This window comes from Candidatus Thorarchaeota archaeon (genome assembly GCA_013388835.1).
Lineage (GTDB): Archaea > Asgardarchaeota > Thorarchaeia > Thorarchaeales > Thorarchaeaceae > JACAEL01.
This window is the reverse complement of sequence record JACAEL010000002.1, coordinates 1-14,131: the sequence shown is the minus strand read 5'-3', so window position 1 is coordinate 14,131 and position 14,131 is coordinate 1. Positions and strand designations below refer to the sequence as shown.

General features: G+C 55.6%; 17 protein-coding genes. 7 read left to right on the top strand and 10 right to left on the bottom strand.

The window, feature by feature from the left end:
- The first annotated feature begins 68 nt into the window (after positions 1 to 68).
- From HXY34_00255 to corA, 5 genes are all read left to right on the top strand, one after another.
- A complete protein-coding gene (locus HXY34_00255; protein NWF94554.1) occupies positions 69 to 557 on the top strand; it encodes a pyridoxamine 5'-phosphate oxidase family protein in 489 nt (162 codons plus the stop codon).
- A gap of 128 nt (positions 558 to 685) precedes the next feature.
- Positions 686 to 1,042, top strand: coding sequence for a hypothetical protein (locus tag HXY34_00250; protein ID NWF94553.1), 357 nt, complete (start codon positions 686 to 688; stop codon positions 1,040 to 1,042).
- Between the two features lie 81 nt (positions 1,043 to 1,123).
- Positions 1,124 to 2,560 carry an ethanolamine ammonia-lyase reactivating factor EutA gene (locus tag HXY34_00245; GenBank protein ID NWF94552.1) on the top strand — a complete coding sequence of 479 codons (1,437 nt, stop codon included), beginning with the start codon at positions 1,124 to 1,126 and terminating at the stop codon, positions 2,558 to 2,560.
- A gap of 6 nt (positions 2,561 to 2,566) precedes the next feature.
- Positions 2,567 to 2,842, top strand: a complete 276-nt coding sequence (locus tag HXY34_00240; GenBank protein NWF94551.1) for a hypothetical protein — start codon at positions 2,567 to 2,569, stop codon at positions 2,840 to 2,842.
- Positions 2,843 to 3,393: 551 nt separating this feature from the next.
- Positions 3,394 to 4,422 (top strand): magnesium/cobalt transporter CorA, encoded by a 1,029-nt coding sequence (gene corA, locus HXY34_00235; protein ID NWF94550.1) that lies wholly within the window; start codon positions 3,394 to 3,396, stop codon positions 4,420 to 4,422.
- 8 nt (positions 4,423 to 4,430) lie between these two features.
- Here corA and HXY34_00230 read toward each other — a convergent pair whose 3' ends face one another.
- Together HXY34_00230 and tsaA are read right to left on the bottom strand one after the other, a co-directional pair.
- Complete coding sequence (locus HXY34_00230; GenBank protein ID NWF94549.1) at positions 4,431 to 5,366, bottom strand: mechanosensitive ion channel; 936 nt, start codon at positions 5,364 to 5,366, stop codon at positions 4,431 to 4,433.
- 44 nt (positions 5,367 to 5,410) lie between these two features.
- Positions 5,411 to 5,860, bottom strand: coding sequence for a tRNA (N6-threonylcarbamoyladenosine(37)-N6)-methyltransferase TrmO (gene tsaA, locus HXY34_00225; protein ID NWF94548.1), 450 nt, complete (start codon positions 5,858 to 5,860; stop codon positions 5,411 to 5,413).
- A 273-nt stretch (positions 5,861 to 6,133) separates the two neighbouring features.
- Here tsaA and HXY34_00220 point away from each other — a divergent pair, with 273 nt between their 5' ends.
- Both HXY34_00220 and HXY34_00215 read left to right on the top strand, forming a co-directional pair.
- Positions 6,134 to 6,634: a hypothetical protein gene (locus HXY34_00220; GenBank protein ID NWF94547.1), complete on the top strand. Its 501-nt coding sequence runs from the start codon at positions 6,134 to 6,136 to the stop codon at positions 6,632 to 6,634.
- A complete protein-coding gene (locus tag HXY34_00215; protein NWF94546.1) occupies positions 6,631 to 8,139 on the top strand; it encodes an NAD(P)/FAD-dependent oxidoreductase in 1,509 nt (502 codons plus the stop codon). The genes HXY34_00220 and HXY34_00215 overlap by 4 nt, the downstream gene beginning before the upstream one ends.
- Before the next feature lie 361 nt (positions 8,140 to 8,500).
- Here the strand turns inward: HXY34_00215 and HXY34_00210 are convergent, their stop codons facing one another.
- From HXY34_00210 to HXY34_00175, 8 genes are all read right to left on the bottom strand, one after another.
- On the bottom strand, positions 8,501 to 9,097 hold the full coding sequence (locus HXY34_00210) for a hypothetical protein (GenBank protein ID NWF94545.1): 597 nt from the start codon (positions 9,095 to 9,097) through the stop codon (positions 8,501 to 8,503).
- A 458-nt stretch (positions 9,098 to 9,555) separates the two neighbouring features.
- The gene (locus HXY34_00205; GenBank protein NWF94544.1) at positions 9,556 to 10,188 is read right to left on the bottom strand and encodes a hypothetical protein; all 633 of its coding nucleotides are present in this window, start codon (positions 10,186 to 10,188) and stop codon (positions 9,556 to 9,558) included.
- 123 nt (positions 10,189 to 10,311) lie between these two features.
- Complete coding sequence (locus tag HXY34_00200) at positions 10,312 to 10,695, bottom strand: phosphoribosyl-AMP cyclohydrolase (protein ID NWF94543.1); 384 nt, start codon at positions 10,693 to 10,695, stop codon at positions 10,312 to 10,314.
- Complete coding sequence (hisF, locus tag HXY34_00195) at positions 10,686 to 11,465, bottom strand: imidazole glycerol phosphate synthase subunit HisF (GenBank protein ID NWF94542.1); 780 nt, start codon at positions 11,463 to 11,465, stop codon at positions 10,686 to 10,688. The genes HXY34_00200 and hisF overlap by 10 nt, the downstream gene beginning before the upstream one ends.
- An 11-nt stretch (positions 11,466 to 11,476) precedes the next feature.
- Positions 11,477 to 12,193, bottom strand: a complete 717-nt coding sequence (locus HXY34_00190; GenBank protein ID NWF94541.1) for a 1-(5-phosphoribosyl)-5-[(5-phosphoribosylamino)methylideneamino] imidazole-4-carboxamide isomerase — start codon at positions 12,191 to 12,193, stop codon at positions 11,477 to 11,479.
- Between the two features lies 1 nt (position 12,194).
- Positions 12,195 to 12,800 carry an imidazole glycerol phosphate synthase subunit HisH gene (hisH, locus tag HXY34_00185; GenBank protein ID NWF94540.1) on the bottom strand — a complete coding sequence of 202 codons (606 nt, stop codon included), beginning with the start codon at positions 12,798 to 12,800 and terminating at the stop codon, positions 12,195 to 12,197.
- A gap of 3 nt (positions 12,801 to 12,803) precedes the next feature.
- A complete protein-coding gene (locus HXY34_00180) occupies positions 12,804 to 13,382 on the bottom strand; it encodes an imidazoleglycerol-phosphate dehydratase (protein ID NWF94539.1) in 579 nt (192 codons plus the stop codon).
- The coding region (locus HXY34_00175; GenBank protein NWF94538.1) for a histidinol-phosphate aminotransferase family protein at positions 13,382 to 14,131 on the bottom strand (750 nt) is incomplete at its 5' end. The genes HXY34_00175 and HXY34_00180, both read right to left, overlap by 1 nt.

Sequence of the window (14,131 nt, the reverse complement as noted above, 5' to 3'; positions counted from 1 at the left end):
CAACCTAAAAGGCTTCCACAAGAGGAAGTGCCCATCACACTTATCTGGAGTGGGTCTGCCGCCCGCTTATGAGAGAGATTCGGCGGAAGGAGAAGGCCATCAAGACCCATGCAGAAATGGCCCTGATACTCAAGCGAGCCGCGCATGTCACACTGGCAATGGTTGATGGGAATCAGCCATATCTGGTGACTCTGAGTCATGGCTACGATGAGCCGAACAACTGTGTCTACTTCCACTGTGCTCGAGAGGGCAGAAAGATAGACGTGCTCAAGCAGAATCCTTCTGTGTGGGGACAGGCCTTGTTGGACTTCGGGTATGTCCAAGGGGAGTGCACCCATAGATATGCCACCACTCAGTTCCAAGGTACAGTATCGTTCGTCGAGGACCTGAAGGAGAAGCGCCATGCCCTTGAAGTGATGGTGCATGCTCTCGACAGTGACCCTGAAGAGGTCTTGGCCAAGCAGGTCGACGAGGGATCCCTTCAGAGAGTCATGATAGGCCGCGTGGACATATCATTCATGTCGGGCAAGAAGTCAAATGATGTAGTCCTCGAGTAGCGTGGTAGTCCGGCAGGTCTCTGCTGGCGGGTTAGAAGTCTAACCCGGTGCCTGTGATCGGCGGCGACAGGTGTGGTAGGCACAATGGTTATCAACACGGGTTATTCAAGGCGGGACGGTGCACAAGCATGGCAAGCGTACCTCTCGGCGTGGTCGTACTGGCTGTGTTGAATATCCTCGCGGGCATCCTGCTGCTAGTCGGCTCATGGTCAATCCTCAGTCCGTGGTCATGGCTCTTTCTGGGCAGTTTCCTGCTGAGCATACCGAACGCAACTCTCATCGTCGGGCTTCTGTATGTCCTCATCGGTCTGGGCCTCCTATCCCTCGCGTCATGGGCATGGTGGGCCGACATGGTGTTTGCCATCATCAATCTCATACTCCTGCTCATCTCCTATCCGAGCATTGCGTGGCTGCCCCTCATCGTCAACTTGATCATCGTCCTGTACCTGAATCAAGGTGGAATCAGAAGGAGATTCCACGTCTAGCCCTCAGATGGAGCGCCGAGCTAGTGTTCAGGACATCATAGGCATCATGACAGACGGTTTGAGCCGAGGTGAAAACTCCATATGATGACCAGAGTCACACGCAAAGAGCTCATCAGCGTCGGCATCGACATTGGTACGACCACCTCTCATCTGGTATTCAGCAGACTTGTGCTCCAGAAGGACACTGAGCGGCATACCGAGCGCTTCGTCATCAAGGAGAGAGAGGTCATCCATCAGGGCCCTGTTCATCTCACACCATTTCTCAACCCGGCAACAATCGACCTTCAGCGACTCCGTGAGTTGTTTCTCGCAGACTATGCTGCTGCTGACCTCTCAGTCCTGGATGTAGACACAGGCGCAGTGATAGTCACAGGAGAGACCGCAAGGAAACAGAACGCCCAGGAGATAGTTGCGCTTCTGGCAGGTGAGAGCGGCAGATTCGTCGCCGCCACCGCAGGCCCGAACTTCGAAGCCGTGGTCGCAGCTCATGGCTCCGGCGCCGTGACGAGGTCCCGCGAGACCGGGCGGACCATCATGAATGTCGATGTGGGGGGCGGTTCATCCAACATCGCAGTGTGCAGACAGGGGCGAGTCGTGGACACCGCGGCAGTGAACGTCGGAGGCAGGCTTCTTGCTGTGGACGACAAGAACCATATTACTCGTCTCGAGGAGACGGGAAGGCTGGTCTCAGAAGCGGCAGGCTTCAAGGTCCACATCGGCATGGAGATCAGCGAAGATGTCAAGAAGAAAGTGAGCTCGTTTCTTGCCGACTCTCTGATGGAGGCGATGCGCGGTACAGCTCAGTCACAGGTCACACGGATGCTGATGATGACGCCGCCGCTCAAACTCACTGAACGAATCGACGACATCACCTTCTCAGGTGGTGTGGCCGAGTACATCTACAGACGAGAAGAGGCCGACTTCGGAGACCTCGGCAGAGAACTTGCCAGAGCCATAACCGTGCGGACTCAATCTCTCGGATACAACGTGATAGAACCCGACCATCGCATCCGTGCCACCGTAATTGGTGCAGGGCAGAGCAGTCTGCAGGTCAGCGGCTCCACCACGTTCCTGTCTGAAGGACTCGTATACCCGTTGCGTAATCTCCCCGCGGTCGTCCCTCGCGTCCCAAGGGCAATGACCTCACCTGAACAGATATGCACGGCAATCACAGATGCACTGAAGCAGATGGACCTCGAGGAGGGCGTTGACGACCTGATCCTCGCCTTCAATGATGCAGTGCGTCCCTCCTATGACAGCCTGACCAGTTTCGCAAAGGGCGTACTGAAGGCGCTGCCAAAGACAGTCAGCACGGGCAGACCCATCATGATGTGTTTCGATGAAGACATCGGAAACAGCGTCGGGAACGTCATGAAGCGCGAGACCGGACTGACCAACCACATACTCTCCATCGACGAGGTGTCATTGCAGCAGGGAGACTTTGTGGACATCGGAGAACCAATTATCGAGGGCGTCGTTGTCCCCGTGATAGTCAAGACACTGGTCTTCGACAGATGAATGCACATGTCCGTCAGAGAAGACGCACACATGCGCCTCCCGGATACTGGTGAACCAGAGGTCAACGCATCTGCATTGGAGCACCTCGCATTGCATAAGGCTGATGCGATGACTGGGCCTAGTCCATCCTCACAGGCAGAGGAAGAGGCACTATCGTCCGTGGTCAATCTAGATGACGCTCCAACGAGTCGTTGTGGCAGCTCGACTTCAGGGAGCCCTATCTACTACAGGGATGGCCGAAGCGTCTGTCGCATTGATGTGATAGACGATGCCAGTCGCTAGACACCTCATCGCAAACGTGGAGTAAGAGAGCCCATCTTCAAGGGTGGTCCCTGAGGCATTCCGTGACTCTGCGAAGAGGTAGGATCACCCATTGCAGGTGTTGGACAACGGATCAGCGTTCGTGCATATCCGAGGCAGAGGTGTCAGTGCGCTCCAGACAGACAGAAGTGGTGCATCAAGAACAGAGTACAGCACGTGCGCACGAGGAGGCGGAGACCACATCCAGACCATCGGGAAGGCGGCCGGTGAAGCGGTTGCATCGCACGATTGACTCGACGAGGAGAGCGGTCGCATGGGGCTGGAGCTGGACGAGCACACAGAGTACCACACTCACGCGCCATGCTTCGCTTGGATACAGGACAGGACTCCTGCACTGCTGTGCCTGACACGCCTGTGATTCCACATTTGACAACAACCAATGATAACACACATATCTTGAACCGGTCACCATTTGCGAAGCGACTCTGATTGCCGTCCAAGTGCAATCTAGAGGAGCAGAGTCTGAAGTGCGCATCCCGTATTGCGGATGTCGTGAAGACGAGGAGTGACACATGAACAGGAGCGACCCTGCGTCAACCGATGAGACGACCACGAGAACGCGCATTCAGATCCTTGACTACTTCGAAGACGGGTCGAGGAGAGCGGGAGAGGCTCAGCCGCAGGAATGCGTCCCGCCGCCACCAGAAGTCCGCGTCAGGTGGATTCACGTCACAGGTGTTCATGATGCGAGTATGGTTGAGAATGTGTGTCAGCCATTCCAGATTCACCCTCTGATAGTGGAAGACATCGTGAGACGAGACCAGAGACCGAAGCTTGATATTCTAGACAATGGGGTATACGTCGTGCTGCGGGCGTTTGCCGTCGCCAAGGGCACACCAGAACTCATCAGGTCGGAGCAAGTCAGTGTACTAATCTTGGACCGAACAGTAGTCTCATTCGAGGAGGTTGAACCTCAGGTCTTTGAGTTGATTGCCCGGAGAATGGCTGGTGCTCGACCGTCTGCCAAGACAGTGTCATCCGACATGCTGGCCCACACGATTCTTGACCTCATCGTGGATGGTTACTTTGTGGCGCTTGAGAGTCTGGGAGACGAGATAGAGCTGCTTGAGGATACAATCGTGGAGACAGCCGCCTCGCAGGAGGTGCTTGGCCGCGTATACGAACTGAAGCGCGCGGTCATGGACATGCGTCGTCACGTCTGGCCACTCAGAGAAGCGGTCCTGAAACTCAACCATGCAGAGATCCCACTCGTCAAGGAGTCCTCCAGCCTATACTTTCGGGACCTGTATGGCAACATAATCGAGACCGTCGACATGTTGGAGATATACCGAGAGGCCATCAGCGGACTCATGGACATCTATCTCTCAGCGGTGAGCAACAGACTCAATGAGGTGATGAAGGTCCTCACAGTCATCTCCACGATATTCATTCCTATGACGCTTCTCGCCAGCATCTATGGTATGAACTTCGAGTATATGCCTGAACTCCATTGGCCCTACAGCTACCCGATTCTTCTCGCCCTGATGCTCTCGTTAGGAATCGCCCTGCTCGTACTATTCCGAAAGCGTGGATGGGTCTAGTGTCTGACTCAGAGAGCCCTTGCCCTCAACACCGCCTGAGCGACCTCGAACCGGAACTGCATCCCCTCGGAGAGTATTGACCGGGGATTCCTCACGATGTAGGCGAACCTGTAGACGATACCACTGGCCCAGTGAGTCATGAAGAACTCGGGTCGTTCAAGAAAGACAGACTGCCACTTGTCGCAGACCTCATCGAACGCCTTGGCCAGCGCCTCCGCGTTATCATCCCGACCCGTATCAATGTCGAACACATGACGATACACCTCATCGCCCTTCGCAAGGAATCTCAGTTTGTCAAGTGCGTCGTCCCAGTGCCGATCATCATGTTCCTGACCCGTCTGGAAGCACGCAATTCCCTTCTCCGCACAGTAGTCATCGACGCGGACTCTGTAGTTCACGACACCCTCATCAACCACTCTGCTGTTGGGGACGAACCGCCTGGTGTGGTCCGGAAGAAGTATCCGGGTGTAGTTCAGCGTGATCTCCAAGACTAGCCCTTCGGTGTCACCTATGCGCACGTAGTCTCCGACCCGGAAGGGCCTTGAAGCAAACACATAGAGGCCGCTCACAAGATTCGACAATGCTCTTGAGAAGGCCAGACCGATGGCAGTACCTATCAATGTAGTCAGGGCAAGAGCAGCACCGCCTCCGGGCTGGCTGGTCGCAGTCATCACAGTGACAAGGGCAATCGCGAAGAAGAACAGGCGGACGACGAATACCACTCCGGTCCGAGCCTGTATTGGCACACCGAGTCTACGAAAAGACAGGTGAATGCTCCTGATGACCACCAGGTACACTACATAGACCACTGCCAAGAAGGGGATGAGCGCAATCATTGTCGCGATTACTCGGTCACCGATCCCGAAGGGAGTAAGCAGAGTCACGATGAAGTTCACAAAGTCATCGAAGAGCGTGCTTTGCATATTTGCCAGGCCTATCTCCACGCGCGTCGCACTTTCACATAAGCCCTTTGATGAATGTCGAGGAACTACGGAGAACCGTGGGCGTGCGGCAGACCTGATGCCCACTCGGGAGTCCTTGGACAATGGACACGGTCGGATGATGGCATGTACGGCTTGATATCTATCACCGGCGAGCCTTCAAAAGCATCTATCCGGTCCACTACGATAGACTTGGTCGACTCCACGATGTCGATGAGTCTCACAACGCTAAGCCCTATCGGGTTGGGTCTCTTTGGGGACCTTGTCGCAAACACCCCTGACAGAGGAGTTGCAGCACCTTCAGGCGTTCTCGGATGGACTCTCAGGGTCTTGCGTGCAGCTTCCGTGTCACAGCCGGAGATCCACCATAGGACAATGATGTGTGAGAACTGCTCCAGCCCGAGAACGGCGTCCCAGTACTCGGGTTCCAACTGGACTGAGTACACAGGGCCATCAGACACGCGAACACAGCCGATTCGTCTTATCTCAATGCTCACCGACGGTCACTAGCACGCTGACACTCAAAGCCTATTCAACATGGCGGAGCCGAGGATTCCGGCCGGCCCAGCACAGGGGCATATCTTGTAGAAGCAATCACCCCCACTGAACGTGGGCTTTGCTGGTCAGTATCCCTGATATGAACTGCTCCAGTCTTTGAAGCCATGGCATGAGCGTATTCTGCCAGATGATACCGGCGACCCCAACTTCGGTCTTTCGGACTTCCGAAATTCTTATAATCAGAAACATGAGTACATCGTGAGGACGGGCAAATGGAAGAAACCGAACTGCGAAGGGAGTTCCTGATGACTATAGGCAGAGCGTACAGAAGCTATGGTTTCCCGGAGTACTATGGATACGTCGAGGCGCTACTGGCGCTCGAGTCGGGCGAATTGTCGCAGCAGATGATATCCCACAAGCTAAGGGAGATACTGCCGGAGCCCAAGTATGCCACTTCTGTGCCCTCCGTCAATCGAGCCCTCAAGGTACTCGAGTCCTACGGGGTTGCTGAGAAGACCGGCTCTCGAAAAACGGGTTATGGCTACAGATTCATGTCATCATCAAGCTTGATAGCATCGATGCTGCAGCAGATACTACAGGGGAACAGGCAGTTCGTTGAACGGCTTCGGACCTTGACTGTACAGAACAAGGGGAAGGACAGAAGCCTGAGCAGAGCGATTGCAGCCGAGATTGAGATTGCGGAGGTCTGGGACACGATCATTGGGCAGTCATTGTCCTCGCTAAGCGGCAAGCAGGGGGTCCAGGTGACGTGAGCGGGAAGTCGATGATAATCATTGGTGCAGGAATCGCAGGACTTGCCACTGGGTGCTATGCGCAGATGAACGGATACAGAAGTGTCATCTTTGAGCATCACTCCAAAGCGGGGGGACTGGCTGCTGCGTGGCGAAGGAAAGACTACCTAATCGACGGGGGCATTCACTTTCTCATCGGGCATCGAAACGGATCTGCCATCAACCGTGTGTACCGGGAACTTGGGACTGCAGAGCCGGACACGCTCACGGACATGACGAGTTATATGAGGGTTGTTGATGAGACAGGCGACAAGTGCATAGATCTCACATCAGACCTTGACAGACTTGAGAGGGACCTGATTGCAGCTGCTCCCGAGGATGCGAAGGAGATTCAGCTCCTTCTCAAGCAGGTCCGATGGATGACAAACGCTCCATTCTTGACAGACCTCGGAATGAGCGGTGTGCCTCCTGAGCTTCGGACTCGCTTCGGCTCGTTGAAGGAGATGTGGGAGATGCGAGGGCTGCTGAAGTTCCTGATTGGGAAGTATGCAGAGTCCACCCGGGAGTTTGCAAGAAGACTCCGTAGTCCGTTCCTCCGGATGGTACTTGAGAGCATCTTCGGACCGGAAGCACCAGTCTGGTTCGTGATAATGATACTTGCCTCCGTAGCCGCAGGTCAGCTAGGTCTCTTGAAGTGCGGCTGTCAGGGCTTCATAGAACCAATCGTCCGAAGATATGAGGCGCTTGGCGGACGCATCATTTACAGGTCCACTGTCACTCGAGTCATCGTCGAGAATGACAGTGCAGTCGGGGTCACACTTGCTGATGGGACCGAACACAGGGCGGACATTGTGGTCTCTGCTGCTGATGGATACTCCACAATCTTCCAGCTCCTTGGTGGGAAGTACGTTGATGACAGGACTGTGAATCGATATGAGCGTTGGAGGCGGTATGATCCGATAGTGATGGTGAGTTTGGGGGTTGACCGGCAGTTCGTTTCAACACCGCCGTTCATCGTGTTCTGCATGAAGGACCCTATGGTCATCGGAGACCGCTCATGTCGCTTCCTTCCCCTGAGGTTGCTCAACTACAGCGACGAGTTCGCGCCCACCTGCAAGACCGTGATTCAGGTAATGTTTGAGACAGACTGGGACCACTGGAAGAAGCTCAGGGAGGACCAGACCGGGTACGATGGAGAGAAGGCCCGGCTGGCAAGGGAGACCATCGCGCGTCTCGAGGAAGTATACCCAGGGATATCCGCTCAGGTTGATATGGTCGATGTGGCCACCCCGTTCACAACGTGGCGATACACTCTCAACGACAGGGGCTCGCCGATGGGCTGGCTGATGACAAGAGAGTCGCTCATGACTCAGATACCCCGGACACTCCCGGGACTGAATTGCTTCTACATGGCCGGACAATGGGTGCTCCCCGGCGGCGGAGTACCAGCGTGCGCATTCACCGGACGTAATGTGATTCAGATACTCTGTCGGCGAGAAGGGAAGCCCTTCGTCACGAGTATGTGAGAAAGAGCCCAGCCCCTGCATCGCAGTCTCCGAGGTCGCGGGTCTGACTGAGCTCACTATGCTCCACTCTGCTGTGAGTCCTGTCTAATGACTTCACTAAGACAGATGTCCCAACCCAGACTGCAGGTTCATCCCGACCCGCATACTAGACATGAGTTGAATGACCCGTTCATGGTCAGTCGGATGGAGTTGAACACAGGAGTCCTGTCGGTCCACGAAGAGGCACCAAGATTACTCCTGGAGGTCCGTCGAGGTGTCGAAGCGACCTGCAGCTCGACGCTACTGCATCAAGCTATGCAAGCACCACACACGACACCTCACGGATTGCCCAACTCCTAGCCGACTGCCGCGACACTTAGGACTAGGGCATTAGCATGAGGGACAGCGTAGCTATGAATAGTACAGCTAGGAGTCCCAAGCAGCAGATGCAGCGCAGGCCGCACCCCGAACCCCTGAAGAAGACTCTGTCGACGATAATCGCCATCGCTATTGCGTGGAGCCAGTCGACGTAGCTGCCTACTGACACACGGAACTGATCGCGGACTGCAAGTATCTTCTTGTTAAGCTTGAAGGCAAAGGAACCACCTGCACTTCTTGCCTCAAAACCAATCGCAAGATACCCCCCTTGTGCCTTTATCTCCTCGTCACGGTATATGATCTTGAAGCTCTTTCGCAACGCAATCCATGGTCGGGTTATCTTGGCCACCTTCTGCCCGCTGGCGTCGAGCAGCCAGAATGTCTTGCTCAAGAATCCACCCTTTGCAGTGAGAATCCTGTTTCCGCCTGCGTCTTCGAAGTTCACTGTACTCCTGAAGATGCTCGTCCATGTCTGTCTTGCCACAGCAACCATTTGCCCGGTGCTCTCGTCGTACACCTCAAAAACGGGCCTGAGTGCTACTAGTTTCTGGACTACTTTGTAGTCTCTCTGAATCTCTGAGGAATCTCCACCCAAACTCATAGGGAATACCCCGAGCATCAGGTCAGGGTCGGTGCTAATAAGCCTGTCGAAATCCTGCCGAACAAGCTTCCGATGAAGTGCCGCTGCCGAGGACTTGCCCCAGAACGACAATATGCTGACAGTGTAGGTCGGCGTATTGATTTGTCGCGGGGAGCATGTTACAGATCCCATGGCCCGCATGTGGACGACGTTATACACTCCTCTCAATGAGTGCGGTGGACGTCGCACAACTCCCGCCGGCGGCAAGTCGCTCCAAAGTGTCAGTACATCTGCATGAATAGATGACCGCATGGTCTCTTGCATCCTGCACACTCCGCGATGCCCTGCTTTCAAGTACCTGTTGTAGACTCTGAGAGCATTGCCATCACCGAACTATGTGCGCGCGAGTCGTGCTCCCGAATCTTGGCCATGTGGATGACTATCGACCTCAAGCATGCACTAAGGCTCTTGACCACGAGTCATTCAATTCCTGCACCTGTTGGACCACCGATGGTCTGTCCGCACTTGGGGCACACGGTCGGTCGGTCATTTCGGACCAATGCGGAGCAACCACAGTAGGGACAACTCACGTGTCGGTCCTTGATTGACGCCAGCTCTTGAACTCCCTCGTATTCATCTTCGAACTCCTCTGCACTGTTCTTTGCGACGTGTCCCACCAAGACACTTAATACAAGAAGAACCGAGATGGCGGGGGCGTAAAGCAGGAACGGGGCGATGGGCGTCAACTCGTACATCAACACGACAATAAGGATTACCGGAGTTGGTAGGATCAACACTATTGCTATGCCCTGTCCCAAGAGACTCAAACACGTAGCCTTAGGTCTTATGCCCCATATTCTTCTGCACAGTATGTTGTTCAAAACAATGGTGGCCATGTACATGGGCACAACGAGAAGAACAATGTAGAGAGGGAAATAAGGACTGTAAATGTATAGCTCCAAGAGTGGGGCCAAAGCGAAGAATGCTGGTGGAACGAGACCGAGCTCAAGGATGAGCCCGTGCACGAAGTACCTCTTCAGATTTGCAAAGGGCGACTCTTCCTGTACGCTCTTCTGCGTACTCCGATTCTCAGGGAAAGAACTGTGTCTCAACCAGAACCCATAACCTCCACAGCGCCTGTGGCGTAGCTGCCAAGCCTCCGTCCTCTTCCGGGCTCATAAACATGCTGCCACTTGTGACCATGGCGGCACAGCAGGGTCTCTGGAAGGATGCAGTCAGCAGACTAAGGTGTCTGATGAAGTCCGGACTGATATCGTCTGTTGCGACTCCTTTCTGACGACTCGGCTGAAACAGCTTTCCCAACCGAGATGACAGGCTGGTCCGGATCTGATGACCCGGAACACGAGGGAGTCAAGGTCGCAGTCGGTGAGAATCTCGACAACTCTCTGTGTGTTTCCAGACGTGGCTCCCTTCATCATGACGGTGCCGTGAGACCTCCGGTAGAAGTGTGCGAGGCCGGTCTCGATGGTCTTCACAAGGGCCTCTCGATTCACATAGGCAAGCGTGAGAACACTTCCATCTGTGTAGTCCTGGACTACAACAGGCATGAGACCGCTTCCTTTTGCAAAGTCAAGTTCGTCAATGGTCACTACCTGCATCGCCTGACAACCACTCCTCGTTTCTCCAGATACGACTTGACCTCACAGATGGAGAACTGCCCATAGTGAAAGATAGAGGCGGCCAGCGCTGCGTCCGCACCACCTTCCGTGAGCACATCATGGATGTCCTGTAGGGAGCCAGCACCACCGCTGGCAATCACAGGCACGCGCACGCTCTTCGTCACCAGACGGGTCAGCTCTATATCGTAGCCCGACTTGACACCGTCACGGTCCATGGATGTCAGCAGGATCTCACCGCCACCAAGCATCGTGGCCTCACGGCACCACTGCACCACATCTCTGCCAGTTGCAACGCGTCCACCCTGCACGGTCACCTCATAGCCGCTCTGGGGAGTACTGTCTGAAGCGCCTCTTCGTGCGTCAACCGCAATCACGACACACTGTCTGCCGAAGACGTCCGCCACCGCCTGAATCAATGAGGGGTCTGCGACAGCGGCCGTGTTAACGGAGACCTTGTCCGCGCCAGACTCGAGTACACGCAGGGCATCTTGTGAAGAACGTATTCCTCCGCCAACTGTGAACGGGATGTCGATGTTTGAGGCCACACGACGGACGACGTCCAACACTGTGGGTCTGCCTTCGTGCGAGGCTGAGATGTCGAGCAACACCAGCTCATCGGCTCCTTCCTGGCAGTACCTCACGGCCAGCTTCACAGGGTCTCCGGCATCCTCGAGGCACTGAAAGTTCACACCCTTCACCACACGTCCGCGGTCCACATCCAGACATGGCACTATTCTCTTTGCGAGCACCACTTGACTCTTCACCCCCTTGCGGCCGCGGATGCCTCGCTGAACGAGAACCTATTCTCGTACAGGGCACGGCCTATCACCACTCCTTCGGCACCAAGGTCTCTCACGCGTTCGATGTCCTGCAGAGACCCTATGCCACCCGCGGCGATAAGCCTTGAAACCCCGCTTGCCATTACGGTCTCCATCAGCCGCAGGTCAGGGCCGCATAGCATTCCGTCATGTTTCACTGCAGTGACGATAAAGACACTGACTCCGGCGTCACACAGAGACTCGACGAAGCCGCTCAGTGACCGTTCCGTCCTGTGCGTCCACCCGTGCGTGCGGATGCCTGTGCCATCACAGTCCAAGGCCACTGCAACTCTCTCGTCCCCGTACTCCTCCACAAGTCCTTCAAGTACTGCTGGCTGTTCCACGCACACGGTGCCCATCACCACACGGTAGACACCCGAATCCAGCAGTGTGGCGGCAAGCTCACGGGTTCTGACGCCTCCGGCCATCTGCACCCTGGTCCTGATACGTTGTGCCAGCAAGGCGTTGTCCCGGTTGAAGGGCGTACGGCCCAGCGCCGCACCAATGTCCACCAGATGCAGGAGGCCCGCACCCTGTTCTTCCCACTTCCGCGCCAGGGACTCCAGCGACCCGTTAATCCTCAGCTCACGGTCCGGACAACCCTGTTCCAGACGTACCACTCTTCCGTCAAGTATGTCGATAGCAGGAATCACGATCATTCTATCCTCTCCTGGCAATCTCGCAGAAGTTCTTCAGGACCTGAGAGCCAACAGAACCGGACTTCTCTGGATGAAACTGAGTCCCGAGCACGTTGTCGGCAGCAACAACACACACGAGGGTAGTACCGTAGTCGGTCACCGCTGCTACTGTATCTGGGTCTTCCGGCAGGACGTGGTACGAGTGGACAAAGTAGACCCGCGAGCCATCCTCGATACCGTTCAGAAGGGCAGAGTCCTTCGTGGCCACTATCTCGTTCCATCCGATGTGTGGGACTCTCTCACCTCCGGAGATCAATGCAACCCGGCCTCTCATCAGACCTAGGCCCGGCTCGGGCGACTCTTCGCTCTTCTCGAACAGGACCTGCAGACCCAGGCATATCCCGAGAATAGGTATCCCCTCTTCAGCCGCCTGTGAGAGTGCCCTGCGCATGGGTACAAGCCGAAGGGCCGCGGTCCGAAAGTGCCCCACACCCGGAATGACTATCGCGTCGTGGTCCAGCAGCCCCTGTGAGTCTGAGGTGATGTGGACTGCGAATCCCGCTCGCTGAAGAGCTGCGGTCACGCTCAATGTGTTGCTGGCACCATAGTCGATCAGCGCCGCGCGCAACAGTCACAGCACCCCCTTCGAGCTCGGAACACCTGCCCTTCGCGGGTCAAGTGCTGTCGCTTGACGCAATGAGAGACCGAGCGCCTTGAATGCAGCCTCCACACAGTGGTGGTCATTGCGGCTGTAGTGACACCGGACATGTAGGTTGGCCTTCAGACTCGTCGACAGACTTCTGAAGAAGTGTTCCACATCATCGGAAGACCACCCCTCGACTGATGGGCTGGCAAGACCAAGGTCAATCACCGAGTATGCTCTGCCGCCCAAGTCAAGGGCCACCTCGCAGAGTGAACAGTCCATGGGCACCACAGCGTGACCGAAACGGACTATACCGAGGTTCGTGTCCACCGCCTTCCTCACCGCCTCGCCTAGGCAGAGTGCGGTGTCCTCTGACACATGATGATCAAGGTCACCGGTTGCTGTGACACGCATGTCAATGGCGCTGTGAGTCGCCAGACTCTGAAGCATGTGTCGTAGGAACCCCATGCTGAGCTGTATCTCCGATGTGCCAATGCCGTCAAGGTCCACTGAAACTGCCACGCGTGTCTCTCTCGTCTGCCTCTCGACCTCTGCGCTGCGAGACACTAGTCGACCACCTCCCTCAGTGCTGCAACGACACTATCAAGAGACTCCGGAGGCGGGACTGTCACTCTCACAAGGTTACGATAGCCACACGCCGTTCCGATGTCGCGGAGCAAGTATCCGCGTTCTCTCATTCTGGACACAACAGATGCCGAGGGAGTGTTACAGTCCATCAGGACGAAGTTGGCCTGTGAGTCAAAGGCGCTCACCCCCTGCACTTCAGCAAGAAGCGACAGGAATCTAGCCCTTGTCTGACTGAGACGCGAGCATGCCTCTAGGACCACCTTTCTCCACTTCAACATCCTCTGTGCTGTTGCCACCGCGACTGACGAGACCGGATAGGGCAGTTGAAGTCGCTCTCTCAGCTGGAATGCCACATCTTCAGAGGCGATACAGTAACCCACTCTCAGGGATGCAAGCCCGAATGCCTTTGACATGGTCCGCAGCACGACCACGTTGTCATACTTCAGCGGGAGTGATACCAGAGAGCTGTCCGCGAACTCGACATATGCTTCGTCAAGTAGGACCATCCCGGGGGTCTCTCCTACTATTCGCAGGATGTCATCTGTGTCGAACTGATTGCCCGTCGGATTGTTGGGAGAACAGAGAAAGACGAGGCTTGCATCCGGGCACGCCTCAAGCACACCCTCAAGGTCCAGAGAGAAGTCCGGTTGTAGGTCGACGTATATCGGTACCCCTCCAGCCCGAACCGTACACACCGAGTACATCGAGAAGGTCGGGTTCATGATGAC

Bases quoted from the DNA above. Each gene is read 5' to 3' on its own strand.
- HXY34_00190 (NWF94541.1), bottom strand. From the start codon at position 12,193: ATGATCGTGATTCCTGCTATCGACATACTTGACGGAAGAGTGGTACGT.
- HXY34_00240 (NWF94551.1), top strand. From the start codon at position 2,567: ATGTCCGTCAGAGAAGACGCACACATGCGCCTCCCGGATACTGGTGAA.
- HXY34_00255 (NWF94554.1), top strand. From the start codon at position 69: ATGAGAGAGATTCGGCGGAAGGAGAAGGCCATCAAGACCCATGCAGAA.
- HXY34_00245 (NWF94552.1), top strand. From the start codon at position 1,124: ATGATGACCAGAGTCACACGCAAAGAGCTCATCAGCGTCGGCATCGAC.
- corA (NWF94550.1), top strand. From the start codon at position 3,394: ATGAACAGGAGCGACCCTGCGTCAACCGATGAGACGACCACGAGAACG.
- HXY34_00210 (NWF94545.1), bottom strand. From the start codon at position 9,097: ATGAGTTTGGGTGGAGATTCCTCAGAGATTCAGAGAGACTACAAAGTA.
- HXY34_00200 (NWF94543.1), bottom strand. From the start codon at position 10,695: ATGCAGGTAGTGACCATTGACGAACTTGACTTTGCAAAAGGAAGCGGT.
- HXY34_00220 (NWF94547.1), top strand. From the start codon at position 6,134: ATGGAAGAAACCGAACTGCGAAGGGAGTTCCTGATGACTATAGGCAGA.
- HXY34_00250 (NWF94553.1), top strand. From the start codon at position 686: ATGGCAAGCGTACCTCTCGGCGTGGTCGTACTGGCTGTGTTGAATATC.